General features: G+C 34.4%; 18 protein-coding genes. 3 read left to right on the top strand and 15 right to left on the bottom strand.

Annotated elements, in window-relative coordinates:
* Positions 1-16 precede the first annotated feature (16 nt).
* The 6 genes from ABJF52_RS04935 to ABJF52_RS04910 all read right to left on the bottom strand — a co-directional run bounded on the left by ABJF52_RS04935 (position 17) and on the right by ABJF52_RS04910 (position 9,556).
* Positions 17-3,244 (bottom strand): efflux RND transporter permease subunit, encoded by a 3,228-nt coding sequence (locus ABJF52_RS04935; protein WP_348147137.1) that lies wholly within the window; start codon positions 3,242-3,244, stop codon positions 17-19.
* A complete protein-coding gene (locus tag ABJF52_RS04930) occupies positions 3,244-4,380 on the bottom strand; it encodes an HlyD family efflux transporter periplasmic adaptor subunit (RefSeq protein WP_348147134.1) in 1,137 nt (378 codons plus the stop codon). Before ABJF52_RS04930 ends, ABJF52_RS04935 begins: the two co-directional genes overlap by 1 nt.
* Before the next feature lie 184 nt (positions 4,381-4,564).
* Entirely contained in the window at positions 4,565-5,446 is an 882-nt protein-coding gene (locus ABJF52_RS04925; RefSeq protein ID WP_348147131.1) for a hypothetical protein, read from the bottom strand.
* A 229-nt stretch (positions 5,447-5,675) separates the two neighbouring features.
* Positions 5,676-6,602, bottom strand: a complete 927-nt coding sequence (locus ABJF52_RS04920) for a hypothetical protein (protein WP_348147128.1) — start codon at positions 6,600-6,602, stop codon at positions 5,676-5,678.
* Entirely contained in the window at positions 6,595-7,473 is an 879-nt protein-coding gene (locus tag ABJF52_RS04915) for a leucine-rich repeat domain-containing protein (protein WP_348147125.1), read from the bottom strand. The genes ABJF52_RS04920 and ABJF52_RS04915 overlap by 8 nt, the downstream gene beginning before the upstream one ends.
* 169 nt (positions 7,474-7,642) lie before the next feature.
* A complete protein-coding gene (locus ABJF52_RS04910; RefSeq protein ID WP_348147122.1) occupies positions 7,643-9,556 on the bottom strand; it encodes an ABC-F family ATP-binding cassette domain-containing protein in 1,914 nt (637 codons plus the stop codon).
* A 189-nt stretch (positions 9,557-9,745) separates the two neighbouring features.
* Between ABJF52_RS04910 and ABJF52_RS04905 the strand changes: the two genes are divergently transcribed.
* On the top strand, positions 9,746-10,135 hold the full coding sequence (locus tag ABJF52_RS04905) for a DUF983 domain-containing protein (protein WP_348147281.1): 390 nt from the start codon (positions 9,746-9,748) through the stop codon (positions 10,133-10,135).
* Here the strand turns inward: ABJF52_RS04905 and ABJF52_RS04900 are convergent.
* The 9 genes from ABJF52_RS04900 to ABJF52_RS04860 all read right to left on the bottom strand — a co-directional run bounded on the left by ABJF52_RS04900 (position 10,125) and on the right by ABJF52_RS04860 (position 22,122).
* Entirely contained in the window at positions 10,125-11,180 is a 1,056-nt protein-coding gene (locus tag ABJF52_RS04900; RefSeq protein WP_348147120.1) for an FAD-dependent oxidoreductase, read from the bottom strand. The two genes, ABJF52_RS04905 and ABJF52_RS04900, sit on opposite strands and share 11 nt — an antisense overlap.
* Positions 11,181-11,279: 99 nt before the next feature.
* Positions 11,280-12,182, bottom strand: a complete 903-nt coding sequence (gene gldN / locus ABJF52_RS04895) for a gliding motility protein GldN (protein WP_348147117.1) — start codon at positions 12,180-12,182, stop codon at positions 11,280-11,282.
* Between the two features lie 60 nt (positions 12,183-12,242).
* Complete coding sequence (gene gldM, locus ABJF52_RS04890) at positions 12,243-13,802, bottom strand: gliding motility protein GldM (RefSeq protein ID WP_348147114.1); 1,560 nt, start codon at positions 13,800-13,802, stop codon at positions 12,243-12,245.
* A gap of 54 nt (positions 13,803-13,856) precedes the next feature.
* Positions 13,857-14,507, bottom strand: a complete 651-nt coding sequence (gene gldL / locus ABJF52_RS04885; protein ID WP_348147111.1) for a gliding motility protein GldL — start codon at positions 14,505-14,507, stop codon at positions 13,857-13,859.
* Positions 14,508-14,616: 109 nt separating this feature from the next.
* The gene (gene gldK / locus ABJF52_RS04880; RefSeq protein WP_348147108.1) at positions 14,617-15,978 is read right to left on the bottom strand and encodes a gliding motility lipoprotein GldK; all 1,362 of its coding nucleotides are present in this window, start codon (positions 15,976-15,978) and stop codon (positions 14,617-14,619) included.
* A gap of 119 nt (positions 15,979-16,097) precedes the next feature.
* Entirely contained in the window at positions 16,098-17,255 is a 1,158-nt protein-coding gene (locus tag ABJF52_RS04875) for a formimidoylglutamase (protein ID WP_348147105.1), read from the bottom strand.
* 162 nt (positions 17,256-17,417) lie between these two features.
* Entirely contained in the window at positions 17,418-19,925 is a 2,508-nt protein-coding gene (gene topA / locus ABJF52_RS04870; protein ID WP_348147102.1) for a type I DNA topoisomerase, read from the bottom strand.
* Positions 19,926-20,042: 117 nt separating this feature from the next.
* Positions 20,043-21,305: a hypothetical protein gene (locus tag ABJF52_RS04865; RefSeq protein ID WP_348147099.1), complete on the bottom strand. Its 1,263-nt coding sequence runs from the start codon at positions 21,303-21,305 to the stop codon at positions 20,043-20,045.
* Positions 21,306-21,393: 88 nt separating this feature from the next.
* Positions 21,394-22,122 carry a hypothetical protein gene (locus ABJF52_RS04860; protein ID WP_348147096.1) on the bottom strand — a complete coding sequence of 243 codons (729 nt, stop codon included), beginning with the start codon at positions 22,120-22,122 and terminating at the stop codon, positions 21,394-21,396.
* Positions 22,123-22,269: 147 nt separating this feature from the next.
* On the opposite strand from ABJF52_RS04860, the gene miaB reads away from it, so the two are divergent.
* The gene (gene miaB / locus ABJF52_RS04855; RefSeq protein ID WP_348147093.1) at positions 22,270-23,715 is read left to right on the top strand and encodes a tRNA (N6-isopentenyl adenosine(37)-C2)-methylthiotransferase MiaB; all 1,446 of its coding nucleotides are present in this window, start codon (positions 22,270-22,272) and stop codon (positions 23,713-23,715) included.
* A 62-nt stretch (positions 23,716-23,777) separates the two neighbouring features.
* The gene (locus tag ABJF52_RS04850) at positions 23,778-25,055 is read left to right on the top strand and encodes a sigma 54-interacting transcriptional regulator (RefSeq protein ID WP_348147090.1); all 1,278 of its coding nucleotides are present in this window, start codon (positions 23,778-23,780) and stop codon (positions 25,053-25,055) included.
* The last annotated feature ends 26 nt before the right edge of the window (positions 25,056-25,081 follow it).

Here is a 25,081-nt window from a genome sequence, read left to right as displayed (position 1 = left end):
ATAATTATAGCTGGGCTTAATTACTTCTCGGTTTAGACATTTGGCCCTGTAGGTGCAAATCATCTTGTTGTTCTTTTATTGCTCTTTCAACCTCTTCTTTTGTTATTTTATCACCTGTCACCAGCCATTTTGTACTCACTTTCAACTTATTACTAAAAGCCAAAAAGAGCGGCAACACCATTAATGTTAACACCGTAGCAAATCCGATACCGTATGCAATTGAAATTGCCATTGGTTTTAAGAATTGTGCTTGCCTACTTGTTTCAAATAATAATGGAGTTAAACCAGCAATAGTAGTAATTGAAGTTAAAAAGATAGCTCTGAATCGCGATTTACCAGCTTCAAATATAGCATCATCAAACTTCATTCCTGACCGTAAATTAGTATTGAATTTACCAATTAGTACGAGCCCATCATTCACCATAATTCCTATAAGAGCAATTATACCTAAAAGGGATAAAATATTTACTGGAAAATCATGAATCCAGTGCCCCCATACTACAGCTGTTAAACTAAAAGGAATTAGCAATATTAACAATAAAGGTTGACTAAAACTTCTAAAGGTAAAGGCTATGGTTATATATATTAAGGCGAGCACTGTTAATCCAACAAATTTTAAGGAACCAACAAGTTTACCCTGCTCTCTACTTTGTCCCTCATATGAAGCAGTAACAGAATGATATTTAGATTGTATTTCGGGCATAATTTCGTCCCGTATTTGATTCATAACATCCGTTGGGCTGTCCTTTGGATCTTTCATATCGGCTGAAACTTGGATTTCACGTCTTCCTTCCAGTCTATTAATAGCCACATCACCACGTTCTATTACATAAGTCGCTATTTCTTTTAATGGAACTCTATCTCCAGTCGGAGTTACAATTCTCATTTCATCTAAATCTGCAATTGAAGATCGGTTTTCACGATCATAACGTACCCAAACTCTTATTTCATCTTGGCCTCTTTGAAATCGTTGTGCTTGAGAGCCAAAGAAACCTGCACGAACTTGGTTCATTATACTTCTTAAATCAAGGCCTAACAAATGAGCATTTTCCTTTAGTTCAAGTCGAATCTCTTTAATACCAGCTGGGTCATTATCTGCTATATCCTTTAAAGTAGGGTTATTTATCAAAGCTGTTTTTAACTCCAATTTGGCAGCTTTTAACTCCTCTATATTATTACCCAGAAGTGAAACTGAAACGGGAGACCCACCAAAATTACCACCAGAACCATAAATAAGACTTTCCACTCCGATTACTGGCCCTACTAATTCTTGTAATCTACTGGTGATTAAATCTGCCTTTACCGCATCAGGTCTTTCTTCACCAGGCAATAAGTTAATCGTTAATGTTGCTGCCGAAGATCCTGGACCAACCTTTTTAATAATATTTTCAAACAAAATTTTATCGGTTCCAGCTAAATACTTTTTGGTCAATTCTTCGTTAACTATTTCCGCTTTTTCCTCAATTAATGAAATAATTGAATCTGTCACTTTCTCGTTTGTTCCATTTGGCATTAATAATTCAATCGATGCTCTATCACTAGCAACTCGAGGAAAGAATGCTGTTCTTACAACACCACCTCCAACAGAGCCTAGGGTTAAAATAAGTGCCATACCGAAAATACCGAAGGTTAAGATTTTATATTTCAGGGCAAATTTCAACATTGGTGCATACATATTATCACGCATCCATTTCATAAATCGATCACCCATTTCATTTATAATCCTAAGCTTACTAAAAGCTCTACCAATAGCAGTTTTTGGAGTCTTTTCAGCAGGTTGCAATGCTTTTGAATGGGCCAAGTGAGCCGGTAAAATAATTAAAGCTTCTACCAAAGAAACTACCAATGTAAGAATTACAATAACTGAAACCTCACCGAAGAATTCGCCTATTCTACTATCTAAGAATAGAAAGATTGAAAAAGCCAGGATGGTGGTAATAATCGCAGATATAATTGGTGGCAGCACTTCCAAGGTTCCGTCAATAGCGGCATTAACCGGTGACTTTCCTTTTTCGTAATGCTGATATATATTTTCGGCAATTACGATACCATCATCTACAAGGATACCTATTACGATAATCATTCCAAATAAAGAAAGAACATTAATAGTTACATCAAAAAATCCAGCAAAAATAAACATCCCTAAAAACGCTACCGGCAGTCCAAACGCCACCCAAAATGCTAATCTTGTATTTAGGAATAAAGACAAAAATATGAGTACAAGTAACATACCTTGCCAAGCATTAGTTACTAGAAGTTGGGTTCTTCCCTTTAAAGTTTCTGATAAATCACTTACAACACTAAGAGTTACATTATCATACTTCTGATTAAACTCTTCAATATATGCTTTCACATTATCAGCTGAAGTAATTAAATCTTCTGTATTGGTACTAGTAATGGTAGTACTTACTGAAAGGTTGCCATTAAAAAAAGAAGCATTAGGAGTTTCAGAGAATCGATCTCGTATTATCGCAACATCTTTTAGTCGAACTGTTTGCCCAGAAGGATCGGCACGGACGATAATATTAGATAATTCATCACCATAATACGAACGGTTATTAGCACGAATTAAATATTCTTCAGCATTCGTTTTAATATTACCACCAGTTACTAAAATATTTGCATTCCCCACTGCCTCCGAAACTTCTGTGAATGAAATATTGTAAGCTAATAAGCTATTTTCATTAACTGCAATTTCAATTTCTTCATCTGGGTATCCTGAAATTTCAATTTGAGATATTCCTTCAATACCTCGAATATCATTTTCAACCTCTCTACCTATTTGTTTTAAAGTTACCAAAGGTATCTCGCTACCACTTATTGCAAAACTTATAGTTTGACGAACTACCTCTAATTTAGAAACAATTAGAGGCTCCATCCCTGTAGGGAATGTAGGAACTCTATCGACAGCATTTTTAACTTCGAGTAACATGAAATCAATATCTCTGCCCTTTTCAATTTCTACATTTATACTACCGCTATTTTCCCTGGAAGTTGAGGTAACTCGATCAACCCCTTCTAAACCTTTTAAATTATCCTCAATTTTAAGAACAATTCCCTCTTCTACTTCTTGTGGTGATGCTCCTGGATACGTTATTGCTATAGAAACATTTTTAGAATCGGTCAGCGGAAAGAATGATGATTTAAGTGATACTGCACCTACAATACCAAAAACTGCAAAGGCCAATATCAATACTGTAACGGCAACATGATACCTTATAAAATACTCTATTAATTTGCGCATTATTTGTCGGTATTTGTAGGTTTATCTTCAAAGATTCTTACAGCCATACCTGTATAGGCTCCCAATATGGGCTTAGACACGATAACTGTTCCATTTGGCACATCTTTAAGCACCACCTTCTTATCTGAAAAATAAACAGGCCTAACATCGATTAAATCTAAAATGGTATCTCTAACTACAAATATCTTATCACCTTCTAGCAAAAGTCCCCTATCAACCTCAATAGCATCCGTTTCATTTCTTGCATCTAGGTTAGCTTCAAGATACATACCCTCTCGTAGGTCGCTATTTTTCACTTCAATAAATGCTTTTATTGTTTGCGATGCTTGATCTACTTTACCATTAATCCGAGCAACTTTGCCTTCATATTGTTTAGTATCTCCTAAAGCCGATAATGCTACCTTTTCCCCTATTTTTAATAAGTCACTAAAGTTTTTACTCACAGCTACTTCTAATTCGTAGACATCAGTATTTATAAATTCACCCAACTTTTGTCCAGAACGTACCAAAGTACCCTCCGTTACCAACGTTTCAGTAAGCACACCACTAAAAGGAGCGGTAATTCTATATTTAGAAAGACGTTGTTCTAGGTTCTTAACATTATAAAAGCTAGTAAGAATACCCCGTCCACTAATAAAAAACTTTTCTTTCTCTGATACCATTTCTGGCAAATCTGGAGTTGCTTTATTTAAATCAAAGCTACTTAAATAGGTTTGCCATTTTGGGAAGATATCTGGGTAGTCTAATCGTAAATCAGGCATTATGGCTGTAACCTGATTATACAAATCACTTTTTGCAGATTGCACACTAGCACTATATTCAGATGCATCAATACTTATAATTGTTTCTCCTGCCCTAAAACTCTGTCCAGTTTTAAATAACTTGTTTCCTCTTTTAAAAACACCTTGTACCTCTGCATATAATTCAACTTTGTTTTTTGCTACAAGGTTACCATTAGCGGGAACTACAATAGGTACCTCAGAATTTTCAACAATTTCAGCAAATACAGTTTTAACAACTTTCTGAGCCTTAGGCTTAAAGCTTTTTTTACTATCTATAATTAGGTTTGCAGCATAAAAGGCACCTATTATTAATAAGACACCAATTATTGAGAGTATAATTTTTCGAGTATTCATGTATTGGTTTAGAAGTTTGATTCTTGTTAAGACTACAAAACTATCTATTAGTTTAAGCTATTAAAGTTAAACATATCTTAAATGTAAAAAGCATTGCATAGGCTATGTCTTTGAATTTTTCAAAATTTGACAAAAAAAAAGGGATGCATTTGCATCCCTAATAATTGAATAAGTTGTTAAATGATTATTCTTCGTCTTCAAATTTATTGTTAGCCATTCCGCTATTATCAATTTCATGAAGTTGCTTATATTTAATATTCAACTGAAGATCATCTGTATCAAAAGCCACTAGATCAACACTTTTCATTTCTTTAAGACTTTCGAAAGAACTAAAACCATTTCCTTGAAGTTGTAAGAATTGAATATCTTTTAATGTTTCAATACCTTCAGGAACTTCACCATTAAAGTTGTTAAAAGATAACATTAACTCTGACAAATTTTTCATTTTAGCAAAGCTAAAATTAATCTCTCCACCTAGTTTGTTACCGGCAACACTAAAATTTGTTAGATTAGTTAATCCAGCAACTGTAGCAGGTAAATTACCTTCAAAATAGTTATTAGAAAGATCTAATATTTTAAGCTTTTTTGCTTCTGCAATGCTAGAAGGAATATTCCCTTCCAATTTATTATCAAACAAGATTAACTCCTCCAAATTCTGCATAGCAGTAAAGTTCTTTGGCAAGTTTCCTTTTAAACCGTTCATCTCAAGTTTCACAACTTTCAAGTTAGTAAGCTTAGCTATCTCGCTAGGTAAATTTCCTTCTAAATTATTAAAAGCTAAATCTAATACTTCTAATTTTTTAAGATTTTGGATAGTATTTGGAATTTCACCTACCAGATTATTCTTATATAGATTTAAACCAACAACATGATTATTGATTATATCTACACCGTACCACTGATTTACAGGCGTTTTTAAATTCCATTGTACAAGCCACGAATCACCATTTGTAGCATTGTAAAGATCAATTAAAGCTGACTTTTCATTTTCTGGCACCTGCGCTTGGACGGCAGTTTGAAAGAAAAGAATGAAAAGAAATGAAGCATAAAGTAGTTTTTTGGTCATAATTATTAGATTTTGGGTTACAATAAAAATTCACTTGTTTTATCAATTGTTGAAGCCTTTTACGGCCAAAAATTCAGGTTAAAAATTTTCATTAGTGAACTAATTGTTTGCTTTTAACGTAAAAAAACCGGTTTTCTGATATTTTTATCGATTTTTTTTTGCATTTAGTGCTAAAAAAAGGGGTACAATGCGCACCCCTTTTAACCAAACTAACTAAAGTTACACACAACTACTCATTATCATCATCTTCAAATTTCGTATCAGCCATACGAGATTTGTTGAAATTTGTTTCTTTAAAATCAATTTTATCTTCCTCTTCTTTATCATAGTCAAAAACCAATAACTCTCGAGAACTAAATTGTTCTAAACTTTTAAAGGAATCGAATTTGTTATTTTGAATTTGAAATATTTCCAGACTTGCTAACTGACCAACTTCCATAGGTATTTCTCCGTTGAATTCATTATTTGCAAGTACCAATTCTTTTAATTTTGTTAGATTTCCAATTTGACTAGGAATAGCTCCTTTTAAGCCATTTTCAAAAAGTCCTAAACTTTCTAATTTTGTTAGATTACCTAATGAACCAGGAATAGCACCTTCAAACTTATTACTTGATAAATTCAATATTTTTAAATTCTTTATTTTACCTAATGATTCTGGAATTGTTCCTGAAATGAAATTATTGAAAATCGTAAATTCCTTTAAGTTTCTAAGTTTACCAATTTCTGTAGGTAAAGTACCATCTAACTTATTCATCTCTAGTTTTAAAACTATTAAATGTGAAAGATCTGTAATCGTACTAGGAAGTTCTCCTTCCAAACCATTGAAGGCTAAGTTTAAATACCTTAATTTATTTAACTTGTTAATACTTTCCGGCAATTGGCCCTTCAGGTTATTTCTAAACAAATCTAATCCTACTACGTGAGTACCAGAAATCTCAACCCCATGCCAATTTGCTACTGGTTCTTGAATATTCCATTTCTGATTCCAATTGTTTCCTTCTAGTTCATTATACAAATCTAAAAGTACGTCCTTCTCAGCTGAGGCTATTTGTGCGTACCCATTGTAAATAAAACCCAAACAGAGTATTACAAGTACTTTAATATTTTGTTTCAACAACTTCATGTTCCACTTTTTATCTTCTTTAACGCTACTCATCTTCGAACTTAGTATCTGCAGTTCTAACCTCTGTATGATTTAGAATCGACTCTATAGGGTTCTCAGAAAATTTATCTTTATTTTCATAATCTAACATAACCACACTAGTCTCAGTTGGAAGGCTATTTTTGATATACATTTGATCAAAATTATTTCTTTGAATTTGCACAACTTTTAAATTCGGCAAACTAAAAATTGAGCTTGGAAATTTTCCTTCAAAGTTATTTTCAGCTAAAACGAGTGATTTTAAATTTTTAAGATTACTTAAACTATCAGGTATATCACCTTCTATTTTATTATTAGCTATTTCTAATCTTTTTAGGTGTTGTAATTCACCTAAACCTTCTGGTAAAGTTCCAGATAAAGAATTATCAGAAATAGATATTACTTCGATTCTCTCAAGATTTTCGATTCCTTTAGGCAACTCTCCTGTCAAATTATTATTAAACAAATCGAGTATTCTTAATTTATGTAGGTTCACTATCTCGTTTGGAATAGATCCCGAAAACTTATTCTTACCAAATCTTAAAACCTCTAACCGCTTTAACTCACCAATAATAGTTGGTATATTACCTTTTAACTTATTAAAGGCTACATCTAGTTCTTTAAGTTTAGATAGTTCTCCGATTGATGTAGGTAGTTCGCCATTTAAATTATTATCCATTAAATGAATAGCTACAACATTGCCATTCTCAATTTCCAAGCCATGCCAAGTAGCTACTGGTTTATTTAAATCCCATTTTTGGTTCCAATTTTCACCAGCCGTGCTATTATATAAGTCTATTAGCACTCGCTTTTCACTTTTTGGAACTATTGCCATTATGCTTTGACAAGCAATAAATAGTAAAACAAAATATAGTTTCGTGTTCATTTGTAATAATTTGGTCTATTAAAAAAGTTGTAATATCATATAGGAATTACCCTACAAATAAACTTTTACGCCCGCTAAAAAACAAATAATATCGACGAACGGTAACTTTTTGTTGTGAAAGTCCTATTTTCTGTGGTAAAAAAATCTCAAGTTGCATTACAACCGTTTTTTAAGCTAATTCCTCCAAGTCTAGGGTAGCTTTTTCCCACGAAATCATTAATTCCTCAAGATCTTTTTTCTTACGATTGTAGGATTCGAAAAAATTAGGTTGCGCTATAGTCGCATCATAATTCATTAGTAAATCATGATCACTTTTTGCTATACTCTTTTCAAGATCAGCAATTTTCTTTTCAATAGAACTAAGCTTATTCTTTATTGACTTAATTTTTTTCTGATCTTTAAAGCTATTTTGACCTTTATCGGAAACTACTTTTTCTTTTTGAACCTCTTGTTTTTTTTCAATAGCTCTAAAGTTGGCCGCCTTACGTTGTTCTAGGTAATAATCTATATCACCTAAGTATTCCTTTATTTTTTGATCCTTAAATTCATAAACTTTATTAGTCAGACCTTGTAGAAAATCCCTATCGTGCGAAACAACAATTAAAGTCCCTTCAAAATTTTGTAATGCTGTTTTTAAAACATTCTTAGATTGGATATCTAGGTGATTGGTAGGTTCATCCATCACTAATACATTAAATGGTTGTAAAAGCATTTTTGCTAAAGCCAAACGATTTCGTTCACCACCAGAAAGAACTTTCACAAACTTCTCCACTTCTTCTCCTCTAAATAGAAAGGAACCCAATATATCTCTTACCTTACTTCTATTCTTTTCGTTTGCTGCATCAATCATCGTATCTAAAATAGTTTTATTACCATCTAAATACTCAGCTTGGTTTTGAGCAAAATATCCTATTTCAACATTATGCCCCAATTTTAAATGACCATCATATTCTAAATCACCAACCATTATTTTAGCTAAGGTTGACTTTCCCTGACCGTTTTGCCCAACGAAGGCAGTTTTACTATTACGCTCAATTAACAAGTCTATATCTTTGAGAACTTGATGATCACCATAACTTTTAGATAATTCTTCAATTTCCGTAACAACCTTACCCGGAGTTACTGATATAGGGAACCGAACATTCATCGCAGCATTATCGTCTTGATCAACTTCAATGCGTTCCATCTTATCTAATTTTTTGATAAGTGACTGCGCCATAGATGCTTTACTTGATTTTGCTCTAAATTTTTCAATTAAGCGTTCAGCTTGTTGAATTTCCTTTTCCTGATTTTTAAGGGCATTCATTTGTTGCTGCTTAATTTCACCTCGTAAGGTTAAGAATTCGGTATAGGGTTTATTATAATCGTAAATACGCCCTAATGAAATCTCTATAGTTCTGTTCGTTACATTATCTAGGAACATTTTATCATGCGATACAATTACCACCGCACCGGTATGGCCTTTTAAAAACTGCTCTAACCAAATAATAGATTCAATATCTAAGTGGTTTGTTGGCTCATCTAAAAGCAGCACTTCATTACTTTGTAATAATAATTTTGCCAATTCAATACGCATACGCCAACCACCAGAAAAAGTATCTGTCTTTTTATCAAAGTCTTCTCGTTTAAAACCTAAACCTTGTAAAATCTTTTCAGTATCCCCTTGATAATTATAACCGCCTATAATCTCAAAGCGATGTGTCAGGTCACTTAAATCAATCATCAACTGATTGTACCCTTCCGACTCATAGTCGGTACGTTCAACAAGTTGTTTATTTACATCTTCTAATTGCGCTTCTAACGTTTTAATCTCTTCAAAGGCTTGGTAAGCCTCTTCTAATACAGTTCGTCCAACAACAAAATCTATATCTTGTTTTAAGAAGCCTATATTAACATTCTTTTCAATAGCTATTGTACCAGTATCATAAGCCATTTCTTTAGATAAAAGTTTCAACAAGGTAGATTTACCTGCACCATTTTTACCTATAAGACCAACGCGGTCTCCACCGTTTAAACGAAACGATATTTCTTCAAATAAATATTCCCCACCAAAAGAGACAGAAAGATTGTGGACGTTTAACATGTTATAGCCTTAAAACTTATGAGATTAATAATGAATTATTCTAGTGTTTCCAATAATATTTTTCCTAATATAAAGCCACATTTTATAAAAAACATTCAATAAGTAGAATCAATTTGAATATTGATTTTCACAATTGAAATCGGCATTAAAAAAAAGGCAAAATACTATCTTTACATAAAGATTTTGCAAATGTTAAAAAAAGGAACGAAAGCATACAGTATTTTAACAGGAACTTGTCCTAAATGTCATGAAGAAAGCATGTATAAGGACAAAAACCCATATCATCTTGGAAATCTTTTTGAAATGCATGAAAGATGTTCACACTGCAATACCAAATATAAGATAGAACCTTCATTCTTTTTTGGCGCCATGTATGTTAGTTATAGTGTTGGAATCGCCTTTGCTGTGGCTGCAGCTGTAATCTCTTATTTTGTATTTGACGCTTCTTTAATGGGTATATTTATCTCCATTGTCGGTGCATTAATTGTTTTCATGCCCTTTATTGTACGCGTTTCGCGTAATATCTGGATTAATTTTTTCATCCATTACGATCCTAATGCTTCGAAAGTTAAACTGTAGTATATTTTTTTCTAAATCGCTCAATATCCATTTCTGCAGCTATTGGCTCAATATTTTCGATAGCATTATATAACTGGTTCGACGCATAAGGGCCAATCATTACCCCTCGAGAACCAAATCCGTTTAACACATAAAAATTTTTATGTTCTGGATGCCTCCCAACCAGCGGACGCCTATCCGTTACTGTGGGTCGAATTCCTGCCACATGATCTACAACTTCATAATCGCATCGAAGAAAAGTCTCTAATTTTTCTAATAGTTCATCTTTAGCTTCCTGAGTGGGTACATTAGTTTTATCTTTCCATTTATAAGTTGCACCTACACGGTACAAATCTTGCCCAAAAGGAATGATAAAAATTGAGGATTTTACAGCAAGTGATTCTTTTAATTCGGGCGCTTTAATAGTCAGCAATTCCCCTTTTGTTCCTGTTATGGGTAAATAATTAAAGTATGGGTTATTTTGCATACCAAAACCCTCCGCAAAAACTATACACTTAGCACTTATTTCACCATAGGTTATACCACTATCCGTATGATCGAGCTTGTCGTGCTGAAATGTCTCGTTTTTGAACAAATCTTTTTCAATAAGATATTCTTTATAGCTTTCGAGTAATAAATTAGTATTTATACGTCCAGTATTTAAAACTTCCCCGAAGCCAAAAGGTGCATCGATACCGGGATTATTATTTGAAATTAGCTGTGTTGATAAAAACTGTTGTAAACCAATTTTATCGGAAGCTTCGAACCAAAGGTTTTGTTCTTCAATAGATGCAAATCTTCTAACCACAGAAAGCTTGTAATCTAATTTTACCTTTAATTTATGTTCAAGATTTTGATAAAATGGAACTACCATCTCCATTTGCTCAAGCGCCTTCCAGGTTAATGAAAACCTTTTTAATATGACTGGATTATACATACCAGCCGCTACTTTGGACGAAGTTTGAGACGAATCAGATATAACTCGAAACGATTTACCATTTTTTTCTAACGTTTCACAAAACGAAACTCCCGCTATTCCTAATCCAACTATAAGATAATCTAACATTTGATAAAGGTAGAAATTGTAATTGGCATAGTAGAAATGAAAAAGCCTCAACATTGCTGTTGAGGCTTTTTTATCTATTGAATTGGAATAAATTCTGTCTTAATACGACCACATATCTTGTTCTCTGTCTCTAATGACCTCTTTAATTCTTTTGGCCTCTAGTAATTGGAACAAAGCATTATCAGAAATATAATCGTTAACCTTACGGTCACCATGTACATTATCTTCTCTATAGATAACTCCATTAAACCTACGAGCGTTTAACAATGCATCATAAGAAATTGGCTGCGCTGAGTTTCTTTGGTTAAAAACTTTGGCTTCATGTAAAATCTGCCTGGCACTTGGGTACCATACCCAAAAAAGTTCAACCATTGAATCGCTAGGATCCATAGAATCGTCATCAATAAAGTTAACATCTGGTGCAACTGGTGCAATACCTAATAAACGGTACTTAAGTTCACCTTGTCGCTTATCAAAATACCACATACCTTTTATACGATATTCTTCGATATCAGCTGCTGATAAATCTCTTTGATTAATATATTCTGCAGAAAGTTCTTCTCCAGCATTAATCTGCTCATAACCAAGATCTGTAGTATCCTTTTTTTGCAAAGTTGCTTGCAAATCAGAAAACTGTCTTTTCTCAGTAAAGTATGAATCTACATAAACATCTTGAAGTTTTCCGTTCTTAATGTTTTTAATAAATACATCGTAAAGCGATCTTCTATCCGCACCTATATCAATAGTATCAATAGGGTAGTATAGTGGGAAATTAACACGTTCATCAAGGTCGATTGTTTCCCATGTAGTTTTAGACCATAGGATATCTCTATCATCTACGTATCCATATTCGAGTGGAGTATCGTCATCTAAAGCTTTTTGAGCTTCCGTTTTTTGTCCAATCTCTTCCGGCAATTTAGCGTTTAAAATATTCGCTTGAGCCATCATAGATGCGGGCAGTAAGGTAACGGCTCCGATCAATAAAACATTTTTCCAATTCATGTCTGTTTGACTTTAAAATATCCGGACAATCAAAACGACTGTCCGGACTTTAATTAATTATTAGTTTGTGATCTCCACAACAACCGGAGATACTTTCTTCAATTTATAACTCTTGTTATTTGTAATATAAGCGTTGATGTCAAAGATTTGAACAGCATCACCTCTCTTAGCTCTTTTAAGAGCAGACTTAGCTCTTGAATCTAACTTCTGACCATTTACAGCTACAGTTGGCTGTCCTGGTACTTTCAATTTAAATCCACTTACTTTTAAGTTTAAATCGAAATCGAAATCTTCAAGCATAGCACCAACAGTTGATACTTCTAAGTTCTTTCTAGGCATTTTAATGCTACCAGCTTCACCTCTAACAGATCCAGATGGTCTTGGAATATCTTTAATTCTGAATTCAGACTTAGAAGATATAGCTTGACCGTCAGGTAATGTACCAGATGCAGTAATAGTAACTGTTCTACCTTTACCAGGGTTCATAATATACTTACTACCACTACTCTGCTTAAGACCAGGAGCCGAAGCACGTACTTTGTTATTAGGAATACCAGGTATAGAAATTGACATTGGGTTAGACACACCACGATAAACAACATTCATCTTATCAGCAGCAATTAATGCAGCGTTAGGCTTACTAATAGTTGCGAAAGAATTTTTCACAGGTACTTCAATCTCATTACCATCTTGCTTAAAGTATAACGTACCAGCTACTTCATGATCTCCGGCATTACCAGAACCAATTAACATACGAATACCACCAGCTTCAATCTTATAATCTTTACCTTCAGAAAGTTTTCTTCCATCTAAAGTTAATTCAGCTCTTACCGGTGTAGAAGAATTATCAGTTTTGCTGATAATAATTTTACCATCATACTTTTCTCCAGTATAGTAAGCAGATTTGCTTGCAAAAAGAGAAGTAGCAAAGTTTTTCAATGATACTTGTTCAGTTAACTCACCTGCTAACATCGACTTTAAAGCATCTTCTTCAGTTGCCTTAACATCTGCTTGTAGTGCAGTTAATTTAGCTAAAGAAGCTACAAGTGGAAAACCTTCATAATGATAGTTAATCCAATCTTGCTTAGTTCCGTCACGTTTTTCAACTTTACCGTTCGCATCACCAGTTTCGAAACGAGTTTTAACTGCTTCTTTAACTGCTGCAGGAGCGATAGCTGCAACGTTCGTACGGTAATCATTCAATCTTTTCATGAACTCTTTACCACCTGCTCCAAGAGCATCACCTTGAAAGAACTTTTGGTCTAACCAATCAGACTTATCCATTACAGTGTAATCTTTCGGGTCTTCAACACCTTTAAGCATACCTGCCTTTAGATTTTCTAAGTAGTCATAATAGTCTTTCGACATTTCTTTGATTTTCTGAGCATCTTTATACAGCTTGTCATACTTTGCTGCATCTTCAGATGCTTTTGTTCCAAGACTTGCTAAGAAAGCTTCATTACTTTCTATAGTCTTGACGTTAGAAGCTTCCATACGTTCATTCATAATTCCGAATGCCGCAAGAACTTCTTTACTCATATTTAGCGCCAGCATACAAATGAAAACCAAGTACATTAGGTTTATCATTTTCTGACGTGGGGTTTCTTTTCCTCCTGCCATGTTTTCTAATTAGTTTTAATTAATATTCAATTTGGGGTTATTTACTAAAACTAATTAGCTTTTGTTCATTGCAGTTAACATACCACCATAAACTCCATTCAATGAAGAAAGGTTAGTAGCTAAAGATTGCATTTGGTCTTTTAAAGCAGCAGCATTTTGCAATTGCTCTTCATTTACAGATGCTTGTTTACTAGCACTTTCTAATTGTACTTTGTATAAGCTGTTTAATGATTCCATTTGAGAAGCAGCCTGAACCATTTCGTCAGAATACTTTCTAGTAGATTCCATTGCATCAACTGTAGGTGCGATACCTTTTGCAGCTCCTTCGAAGTTACGGATACTAGTTCCTAAACTTTCCATAAGTTGTGCATCAACACCAGCTTCTTTTAATAACTCATCTAATTTTCCAGATAATGAAGCTTCAGTTTCTTTAATTTCAGCTACTTCATTTTTTCTATCTTGAGCAGTACCACCTGCTAATTCTGGGTATACTAAAGACCAATCTAATTCATCATCTACAGGTTCAAATGCACTAATAGCGAAAATAAGTGCTTCTGTAATAAGACCGATTGCAAGTAATAAACTACCTGTTAGTGGGCCAAATTCCCAGTGTAAAATTTTGAATAATGCACCTATAATTACAATTGATGCTCCAAGACCGTAGGCCATTGCGAATAATTTCTTTGTTGCTTTTGACTGTGCCATAATTTTTAATTTAATTTAAGTTTAATGTTAATAATAAGGATTTGGTTAACTTTTGATTTTATTTCTATCCTTAAAATAATTCAAAGACAGGTTACTATTTAGGTTTAATTTATTTCGTTAAGTTAAAATCTTCTTCTCCCATATAATCTTGTACGGTTCTAAAACCTACATAACTACGAGCAGAATCAGCATATTCATAATCTCTTGTACTTACTTGCAAGAAATAAGCAACATCTTTCCAAGAACCACCACGAATAACTTTTCTTTGATTAGGACCATTACTACCATTCGGGTTCATAGTTGAAACATAATCGTAAGAATCAGAATCGTAACTAGAGTTAGTCCATTCAGAAACGTTACCAGCCATATTGTACAGGTTAAAATCGTTTGGCTCGTAAGATTTAGCTTCTACAGTATATAGAGCTGCATCAGCTGCATAATCTCCACGCTGTGGTTTAAAGTTTGCCATGTAGCAACCTGTGTCACTAATAACATATGGACCACCCCATGGGTACGTACCACCTTCGATACCACCTCTTGCTGCATATTCCCATTCAGCTTCAGTAGGTAATCTAAATTGATTAACAAACTGCTTTCCTTTTTCTTTTTGATCGTCGTTTTTAAACTTTGTTCTCCAGTTACAAAAAGCTCTCGCTTGCTCCCAAGAGATACCAACTACTGGATAATCGCTATATGCATCATGCCAGAAATAATCGTTGTGCATTGGTTCGTTGTACGAATATTCGAAATCACGAATCCAAACTGTTGTATCAGGATAAATTTCCAACTCTTCATGTCTGATAAAGTCTTTTCTTCTACCCGTTTTAGAACGAGCAGCAGCAGCAATATCCATCCAGTTGTACTTATATTTCAATTTTGTTACGTCAATTGTACGTTGTCCATTATAAGATTCCTCTTCTGGAATATATAATGAATCCATAATTTCGGTATAGTATTCATCTGGATAATCAGCAGTATCCCAAATTAGATCTTCATCTAAATTTAGTCCTCTTCCTTCATAACCAGTTTCTCCCATACCAGAATAATTATCCAACATATACTTATCGTACGCAGAAGATTTAGTTGTATCAGCATCTTTAAATGCATAATCACCAATTCCGCCATCTTCTGGGCTAAGACCTAGTTCGTCGGCTAAAATGGCTAATTTTGTTCTTGCAACAGAATCTTTCACCCATTCTACAAATTGTCGGTATTCACTGTTCGTTATTTCGGTATCATCCATATAGAATGAACGTACTGTAACAGTTTTAGTTGGTGCGTTGAGAACTTTAGCTTGATCTTCTTCACTCTTACCCATAATGAAAGAACCCTGAGGGATCAATTCCATTCCGTAAGGTTTCTCCGGATACCAACGTTTTCCTTGAGCTCCGACTAGTTCTCCTTTTGTCTTAGACCCACAACTTGTGAGTAAAAAAACAAACGCTATAGATGATAACAATAGCTTTTTCATACTTTAGGTTAATTTCGATTATGGTTATAAACTGTAAACACATTATTTTTCTACTCACTAAAACTACATTTTGAGTAAATTATTGTGTCAAGTACTATGTAACTTTAAAAAAAACTTGATCAATTATACCCTTTCTTGTAGGCCTTAAACCAGCGTTCAGGTATATTCTGATCACAAGCGTCTAAATAGTCCTTTTCTGTGCAGGGTAATAACGACATCATATTTGCTTTAGTATGTGAAGCATAAATTGATGGAAGCTCTACCCACCACCTATCTGTGAGATTACTTTTATAATACACCAGATGCTCTGTTTCTGTTGGTACATTATATTTGGTAAAATCTTCCTTATTTAAGTATGGTGATTCTTTTACTCTAAAGTTATAGCCTTCAATAAAATACCAAATAATTTGCGCTACTAGTTGACTAGATTGCATATTATTATCCATTTCATACACGCCAAATGCGTCAACCCGGTCACTTATGCCAGCATATCTCGCCAAGGCACAAACCTCTCTACCTGTTAATCCGTTTGGTGAAAAGTTATCAGACATCCCCATTTCTGCTGCACGAATAGCACGTGTATCCAAACTCACCATATTCGCATCGCGCAAGGTCGGTTCTGCTAAACTTAAATCTGAAGCTAATTCTCCAAGTCTACACGAATCGAAAAATAGACGCTCCATAAGGTCCATTTCTTCTTGTGCATTAAAGTAACTTTGGTAGGCCAAATTCGAAAAATTGAATAGGTTATTTGGCTTATCTGTAATGATTTTACTCATATAAGAATGTGATGAAATTAACTCATCGTCAATTCCAAAGTCAAATCGACTATCTATCGACACCAAATTTATCATACTTCTAATACCGTCGAAAGCTCTATAAGCAGGATAAGTAATATCTTGAGTAGCTCCTATTATAATAGGTATTACTTTTTCTTCGAGCAAGCCAGCTACAATTTCTTTAACTACAAAATAGGTATCCTCTACACTTTCTCCTTCCTCAATGTCGCCCATATCTACCAAAGAAGAGTTCCAATTACCCATAAGTAATTTGTAAAACTGTATTCGAATAGCTGTTGTATCTAATTTTTCAGTCTTCTTTTCAAAAGCATTTCTCGATTCTCTAACACCAATAATTGCCATAGAAACATTTGCCAAAACAGGCAATCCATTTTTTGCAGTATGTGCATTAATGTTCTTTCCTATAGATTGTTCTGGTAATAATTCGCAGTGCGCCAAAACTTTATCAGCAACTGGAACTAAAAAATCGTAAGCCATTTAGTGTAATATTTAGTGTTCGTTTGCAAAGTTATTCGGATAACCTGTACGGAGCAATAGCAAATTGATAATTCTCTAAAGAATATTAATCAGCGACTTATAAAAAGTAAAAGAGTCCTAAAAATTAAATTTTTAGGACTCTAGTATATTTGTTTTAAAAGACTACTTCTTTGCTTTCGCTTTTGCTTTTGGTTTAGCTTTCGCTCTAGTTTTCTTTTTAGGTGTCTTTTTTTCAATAAGCTCTTTGGCAGCTTCTAGTGTAATTTTAGTAGCATCAACAGATTTTGCGATTTCTACTTTTATCTTACCTTTAATAATATTGTGACGACCCCATCGTGCTTTTTCAATACGAATACCATCTTCTTCCCAATTCTGCACAACTTTATCAATCTCTTTCTGTTTTTTAACTTCAATAAGCTCAATTAAATCAGCTTCAGTTAAATTATCGAAATCGTATTTTTTATTTACGTTAATAAACATGCCATCCCACTTAATAAACGGTCCAAAACGACCCGTACCTTTGGTTACATCTTTGTTTTCATAATTATAAATAGGTGCATCTGCTTTTTCCTTTTCAACAATAAGTTCAATAGCTCTATCTAAATCAACATCAAAAGCACTTTCTCCTTTTGCTAAAGAAACAAATTTAGCACCAAACTTAACATAAGGTCCAAAACGACCTACATTCGCTAATACTTCTTCTCCTTTATATTCACCTAAAGTTCTAGGTAATTTAAAAAGCTCCATGGCTTCATCAAAAGAAATAGTAGCCAAAGAGTGCTCTGGTAAAAGACTAGCAAATTGTGGCTTTTCTTCTTCATCAGCAGTTCCAATTTGCACCATTGGTCCAAAGCGCCCTAAACGAACAGAAACTTGGCGACCCGTTTTCGGATCTTTACCCAAAACTCTTTCCCCACTTGCGCGATCTGCATTTTCTTCAACATCGAGCACATTCGGATGAAAATCGTTATAGAAATCTTTAATTACTTTTTGCCAATCATCCGAGCCTTCTGCAATCTCATCAAAATTCTCTTCTACACTTGCCGTAAAATTATAATCTAGAATATTTGCGAAATGACTCACTAAAAAGTCATTTACTATCATTCCTATATCTGTTGGCACCAATTTACCTTTTTCAGAACCAATAGTTTCAGTCAATTTCTTTTCAGCAATTGCATTATTTTCTAAAAGCAATTGTGCATAATTACGTTCCACTCCTTCAACAGTACCCTTTTCAACATACTTTCTATTTTGAATTGTAGAAATTGTTGGGGCATATGTAGATGGTCTACCAATACCTAATTCTTCTAATTTTTTTACTAAAGAAGCTTCTGTATAACGATATGGAGGCCTTGTAAAACGTTCGGTAGCTGTAATGTAATTGTTGCTTAAAGCATCACCAACTTTCATTGCTGGCAACATTCCTTCTTGCTCTTCTGCTTGATCTTCATCATCCAAGCCTTCCATATAAACTTTTAGGAAACCATCAAATTTAATCACCTCACCGTTTGCTGAGAAATCATCAGAATGGGTGCTCGCTTTTATTTTCACATTGGTACGTTCCAATTGCGCATCACTCATTTGTGATGCAATGGTACGTTTCCATATCAATTCATATAATTTTGCCTGATCACGTTCTAAAGAAGGCGACTGATTTTTCATATCAGTAGGTCTAACAGCCTCATGCGCTTCTTGCGCTCCTTTAGATTTTCCCTTAAAATTACGAACCGTACTATACGACTCACCGTAATTTTCTATAATGGCATCTTTAGCTGCATTAACTGCTTCCGTAGATAAATTTACACTATCGGTTCTCATATAGGTTATAAGTCCCGCTTCGTACAAACGTTGCGCAACCTGCATGGTTCTACCCACCGAAAAATATAATTTACGAGATGCTTCTTGTTGTAATGTCGACGTTGTAAAAGGTGCCGAAGGTGATTTCTTAGCTGGTTTTTTATCTAGATTACCAACAGAGAAATTTGCTCCTAAGTTTTTATCTAAAAATGCTTGCGCTTCTTCTTTCGAATTAAAAGTCTTATTCAATTTCGCTTGAAAAACGCTACCACTTTCTGTTTTAAACTCAGCAGCAATTTTAAAAGATGCCTCTGGTGTAAACCCTTCAATATCTCTTTCGCGTTCTACAATTAAACGAACTGCTACCGATTGCACACGGCCAGCAGAAAGACCTGGTTTTATTTTTTTCCAAAGTACTGGCGAAAGTTGGTAACCTACCAAACGATCCAATACCCTTCTAGCTTGTTGTGCATTAACAAGATTATAATTGATATCTCTTGGATTCTCAATTGCCTTTTGAATGGCTGATTTAGTAATTGAATTAAAAACGATTCTTTTCGTTTTGTCTTTATCCAAACCTAAAGTTTCACTTAAGTGCCAAGATATTGCCTCTCCCTCCCGGTCTTCATCACTCGCGAGCCATATCGTTTCTGCTTTCTTCGCTAAATCCTTTAGTTTTTTGACTAATGCCTTCTTATCGGTGTCAACTATATATTTGGGTTCAAAATTGTTATCAACATCTACCCCGAGTTCTTTGGAAGGAAGATCTGCGATATGCCCAAAACTAGACTCTACCTTAAAATCTTTCCCTAGAAACTTCTCTATAGTCTTTGCCTTTGCAGGTGACTCTACGATTACTAAATTCTTAGCCATGTAATTAAATTTGAGGGGACAAATGTATATCAAAAAATTTATATGATGTCCTACCTTAATATATAAACAAAAAAAACACCCCTAAAATAGGAGTGTTTCAACATCTTTTTTGGTGACCTATTTCAAATCTAACGTACTGATCAACTCAATATTGTCATCTAAATATTTGTATTGGTACAACACTTGATCACCTACCATTAATAGATTTTCGTCTAAAGGAATAACATCAAACGTATTAATATCTGTAAAATGATTAAGCGAAACTAGGTCCTCAACATCTGTTTTATCATAAACTTTTAACCCAGATTCTCCATCACACACAAAAAGTTTTTCGTCTTTTATTCCAAGGCCATACGGACTATCCATCGCATATGAAGTTTTTAATTGAGGGTTGCTAATATTTGAAATATCAATAATAAATAATCCGCTTTCGGTAGCACCACAATTATTTCCACCTCTAAGGGTAACATAGGCATAATCGCCATCGACTACTACAGGATCACAAGCTGTACCATGTTCAAATTCTGAAACGAATACAGGTTTATCTGGCGATGAAATATCATATATATACATGCCGCGCATACTCCCTAAAAATAAATGTTGATCGCGATGAAAAATTGTCTCGATATCAAATCCGGCATATACATCTTCCAAATCTAAAGGGTGTTCTAAATCCGATATTTCAAAAATATTGATGTAATGGCTATCTACTGCATAAAGAAAATCGTCTACAATTTTAAAACGAGCTAACGAACCACCTTGCCCCGTACCACCAGAATCAGAAGCACTCGCGGTTTCCAATGCCAAATCTCCATCTCGATACAAATACTTATCTGCATATTCTTCTTCTGTCATAAAAACCGATTCAGTAACCCAACCAACTTGAATATCGTTATTGCCAGCAGTGCCATCCCATTCAAAAATATCGGCTTCTACGGGCCATGCCAAATATTGTTGCAATACATTTTCTAGTCTTCTTACCTCTGTAATTGCGTTGATATCCGAAATATCGAGCACAATTAAATCCATAATACTATCGGCATACAAATAATCATCTTTTATAGAGATATCTACATTCCCGGCAATTTTTATAAAATTTATTTTCTTTGGGTTTGTAGGGTCAGAATTATCAATCACATGAACACCTTGATATTTATCATTAACAAAAATGTAGTTTTTGTAAGCATAAATTTTACCAGATTCATCAATAACTTTTGGAGGTAAAATGGTTACGCTATTTCTAAAACCTTCCTGACTCATCATCACGGGTGTAGCGACTATATATTCAACATCCTCACCGGAGCTCGAATCGTCATCATTATTACATGATACAAATGCTAAACCAATGGTAAATAGGAGCAAGAAATACGCTTTTTTCATAACTTTTGTTTTTTGTAGGGTTGTGCTATTTAGATGGCTAGCCCTGCAAAAGGTTGCGTTATTGATCGATGAACAAAACGTTAAGAAGCTATTCTTCAATAGGAAAACCTACGCCGTCTTTATACATAAAATATACGGGAACTTTCGATAGCATAGCGGTAAACAGCACACCTATAAAACATAAAAACATGCCCAATTGAGCAATAAAACCCATAACGAAAATTAAACCAAAAATTACAATCCAGTTTTTATTTCCAAGTTTAAAACTCGCCTTTACCATTTCCATTGGGGTAAGTTCTTCATTAAAAGCAAAAAAGGCGGGTACTAATGAAATAGGCACCATCATATAAATTAGTCCTACTCCACAAGCGAGCATTCCTAATAATGATAATCCGAATACGAGCAATGAAAGCACAAACAATTTTCCTAGGTTTTTCCCTTTCAAGAAATAAAAATAATCATCCTTAACCATTGCATTTAAGTCTTTATGCTTACAAATTCGAAGAAAAGCAGCATTTAACCCAAGACCTATCATCATAAAAATCACCATAAATATGGGCATTACAATAAACATGACCAGCATAGCTACGGGTGGCATTGCTCCAGATTGCATAGCTTCAGGGTCAGCAATTCCCATTGCAATTAAAGGAGCATACATTATCAAATAAAAGGGCAGCATACAAACAATTGTAAGTAATAAGGTTACAAAACCTTGTACCCATACCAATTTAAACAAGTCGAAAGACCTAGAGAAAATAGTGCCGAAATCAAGATCAATATGCTCGTCAATTTTATGTAAGACAGTTTCAAAATTCATAAGGTTGTTTTTAGTGTATGTACCTATTAATAGTCTAGAAACGACAGCATCCTTAAAATAGTGCTAAAAAACACTGTCATATTGTCACGTTTTTGAATATAGTACTATCTTTGCAGACCCTATTTTCGGGTACGCATATTTTAATAGATGGAGAAAATTATAGACGAATCGGTGCAAGGAACAACCTTGGCAATAGAAAACAAAAATGCTAATGGTCGTAAGCTATACATAGAAAGCTATGGCTGTGCTATGAATTTTTCTGATAGTGAAATTGTTGCATCCATATTATCGAAAGAAGGATTTAATACTACCGACACCTTAGAAGATGCCGATTTAGTTTTGGTAAACACCTGTTCTATCCGTGAAAAAGCGGAATTAACGGTACGCAAGCGTCTTGAGAAATTCAATGCTATCAAAAAATCGAGACCCCATATGAAAGTGGGCGTTTTAGGTTGCATGGCCGAGCGTTTGAAAAGTAAATTTCTTGAAGAGGAAAAAATAGTAGATATGGTAGTAGGCCCCGATGCCTATAAAGACCTACCTAATTTAATACAAGAAATTGATGAAGGTCGCGATGCGGTTAATGTGATTCTTTCGAAAGAAGAAACTTATGGCGATGTTGCTCCTGTTCGTTTAAACACCAATGGCGTAAATGCTTTTGTTTCCATTACTAGAGGATGCGATAACATGTGTACTTTTTGTGTAGTACCATTTACTAGAGGCCGCGAACGCAGTAGAGACCCGCAATCAATTTTAGAAGAAATAAACGATTTAGCCGAAAGAGGTTACAAAGAAATTACACTTTTAGGTCAGAATGTAGATAGCTATTTGTGGTATGGCGGTGGATTGAAAAAAGATTTTATCAATGCGTCAGACATGCAAAAAGCTACAGCTGTTGATTTTTCTAAACTGTTAGAAATGTCGGCACTTGCACAACCTAAAATGCGCATACGCTTTTCAACTTCTAATCCGCAGGATATGACCTTGGATGTTATTCATATGATGGCAAAATATGAGAATATCTGTAATTACATTCATTTACCGGTACAAAGTGGAAGCAACCGTGTTTTAAAAGAAATGAATCGATTGCACACACGCGAGGAGTATTTTGAATTGATAGATAACATTCGAAAGATAATTCCGAATTGTTCTATTTCTCAGGACATGATAACTGGTTTCCCGACCGAAACGGAAGAAGACCATCAAGATACCTTATCCCTAATGGAATATGTAAAATATGATTTCGGATATATGTATGCCTATTCTGAAAGGCCAGGTACAGCAGCTGCTAGAAAATTAGAAGATGATGTACCCTTAGCTGTTAAAAAAAGAAGATTAGCAGAAGTAATTGCGGTTCAGCGCGAACATTGTAAACTACGCACTACTGAGCATTTAGGTAAAACTCAAGAAATACTTATTGAAGGAACTTCAAAAAAGAATGAGAACCACTGGATGGGTAGAAACGAGCACAATACGGTGGCGGTTTTTCCTAAAGAAAATTACAAAATAGGAGATTTTGTAAATGTGAAAATGGAAGAATGCACCTCGGCTACATTAATAGGCAAAGCAGTAGGATTAAGCCATAACAATTAATAATGCTAGCGATTCTATCAGTAATTAATTACGATGAGAATCTCCAAAATAGAAACTAATTAATGGATAACGTACAAGCTATAAAACAACGATTTGAAATCATCGGTAACGATGAAAAACTAAATCGTGCGCTACAAAAAGCGATTCAGGTAGCACCTACAGACATATCTGTTTTAGTAACAGGTGAAAGTGGTGTTGGTAAAGAATCTATTCCAAAAATTATTCATTCGCTCTCGCATCGCAAACATGCAAAATATATTGCAGTAAACTGTGGCGCTATACCGGAAGGCACTATCGACAGTGAACTTTTTGGTCATGAAAAAGGAGCATTTACAGGAGCTACGCAAACCCGTAGTGGTTATTTTGAGGTTGCTGATGGTGGTACTATTTTTTTAGATGAAGTTGGCGAATTACCGCTAACAACACAAGTGCGATTGTTACGTGTTTTAGAAAACGGAGAATTTTTAAAAGTAGGATCCTCTCAAGTACAGAAAACAGACGTACGTATTGTTGCTGCTACCAATGTGAATATGTTCGATGCGATAAAAAAGGAAAAATTTCGTGAAGATTTATATTACAGGTTAAGCACTGTAGAAATAGGAATTCCACCGTTACGCGATAGAAAGGACGACATACATTTATTGTTTCGCAAATTTGCATCTGATTTTGGCAAAAAATATAAAATGCCAACCATACGATTAGAAGACGAAGCTGTTCAATTATTATTAAAATATAGATGGCCTGGTAACATCCGTCAATTGCGAAATATTGCGGAACAGATTTCTGTTCTAGAAGAAGGCAGAAGTATTTCTGTAATTACGCTTAATAGTTATTTACCAAGTTCCAGCAGCACAAATTTACCTGCTGTTATCGGACAAGATAAAAAAGAAAGCGACTTTAGTAACGAACGCGAAATTCTATACAAAGTGCTTTTTGATATGAAAGGTGACTTAAACGATTTAAAAAAACTCACCCTTTCTTTATTAAAAAATAACGATACCGAAAAAGTACAAGAAGAAAACGAATCGCTAATTAATAAAATTTACGGTACCAACGAAAAGGATATTGAAGATGTCGAAGAAGACCAATCTTCATTAGAAGTTCTGCAATTACCACAACCTGTGGAGGAGCAAGCGTTTATTCAACACCAACCGCAAGACGACCGCTATCATTTCGCCGAAGAAATTGAAGAAGAGGAAACCTTATCTTTACAGGACAAAGAAATTGAACTGATTAAAAAATCGCTGGAACGCAATCGAGGAAAGCGAAAGGCAGCAGCAGCCGAATTAGGAATTTCAGAACGTACACTGTACAGAAAAATTAAGCAGTACGATTTATAAGGTGTTAGAAAAATATAATTTGAAAA

The sequence above is a fragment of the Aurantibacter sp. genome (assembly GCF_039941195.1).
Lineage (GTDB): Bacteria > Bacteroidota > Bacteroidia > Flavobacteriales > Flavobacteriaceae > Aurantibacter_A.
Note: the sequence above shows the minus strand (reverse complement) of the source record. Positions and strands in the feature narration are given on the sequence as shown.

Coding starts and splice junctions, on each gene's coding strand:
- ABJF52_RS04935 (WP_348147137.1), bottom strand. CDS start 3,244: ATGCGCAAATTAATAGAGTATTTTATAAGGTATCATGTTGCCGTTACA.
- ABJF52_RS04930 (WP_348147134.1), bottom strand. CDS start 4,380: ATGAATACTCGAAAAATTATACTCTCAATAATTGGTGTCTTATTAATA.
- ABJF52_RS04925 (WP_348147131.1), bottom strand. CDS start 5,446: ATGACCAAAAAACTACTTTATGCTTCATTTCTTTTCATTCTTTTCTTT.
- ABJF52_RS04920 (WP_348147128.1), bottom strand. CDS start 6,602: ATGAGTAGCGTTAAAGAAGATAAAAAGTGGAACATGAAGTTGTTGAAA.
- ABJF52_RS04915 (WP_348147125.1), bottom strand. CDS start 7,473: ATGAACACGAAACTATATTTTGTTTTACTATTTATTGCTTGTCAAAGC.
- ABJF52_RS04910 (WP_348147122.1), bottom strand. CDS start 9,556: ATGTTAAACGTCCACAATCTTTCTGTCTCTTTTGGTGGGGAATATTTA.
- ABJF52_RS04905 (WP_348147281.1), top strand. CDS start 9,746: ATGTTAAAAAAAGGAACGAAAGCATACAGTATTTTAACAGGAACTTGT.
- ABJF52_RS04900 (WP_348147120.1), bottom strand. CDS start 11,180: ATGTTAGATTATCTTATAGTTGGATTAGGAATAGCGGGAGTTTCGTTT.
- gldN (WP_348147117.1), bottom strand. CDS start 12,182: ATGAATTGGAAAAATGTTTTATTGATCGGAGCCGTTACCTTACTGCCC.
- gldM (WP_348147114.1), bottom strand. CDS start 13,802: ATGGCAGGAGGAAAAGAAACCCCACGTCAGAAAATGATAAACCTAATG.
- gldL (WP_348147111.1), bottom strand. CDS start 14,507: ATGGCACAGTCAAAAGCAACAAAGAAATTATTCGCAATGGCCTACGGT.
- gldK (WP_348147108.1), bottom strand. CDS start 15,978: ATGAAAAAGCTATTGTTATCATCTATAGCGTTTGTTTTTTTACTCACA.
- ABJF52_RS04875 (WP_348147105.1), bottom strand. CDS start 17,255: ATGGCTTACGATTTTTTAGTTCCAGTTGCTGATAAAGTTTTGGCGCAC.
- topA (WP_348147102.1), bottom strand. CDS start 19,925: ATGGCTAAGAATTTAGTAATCGTAGAGTCACCTGCAAAGGCAAAGACT.
- ABJF52_RS04865 (WP_348147099.1), bottom strand. CDS start 21,305: ATGAAAAAAGCGTATTTCTTGCTCCTATTTACCATTGGTTTAGCATTT.
- ABJF52_RS04860 (WP_348147096.1), bottom strand. CDS start 22,122: ATGAATTTTGAAACTGTCTTACATAAAATTGACGAGCATATTGATCTT.
- miaB (WP_348147093.1), top strand. CDS start 22,270: ATGGAGAAAATTATAGACGAATCGGTGCAAGGAACAACCTTGGCAATA.
- ABJF52_RS04850 (WP_348147090.1), top strand. CDS start 23,778: ATGGATAACGTACAAGCTATAAAACAACGATTTGAAATCATCGGTAAC.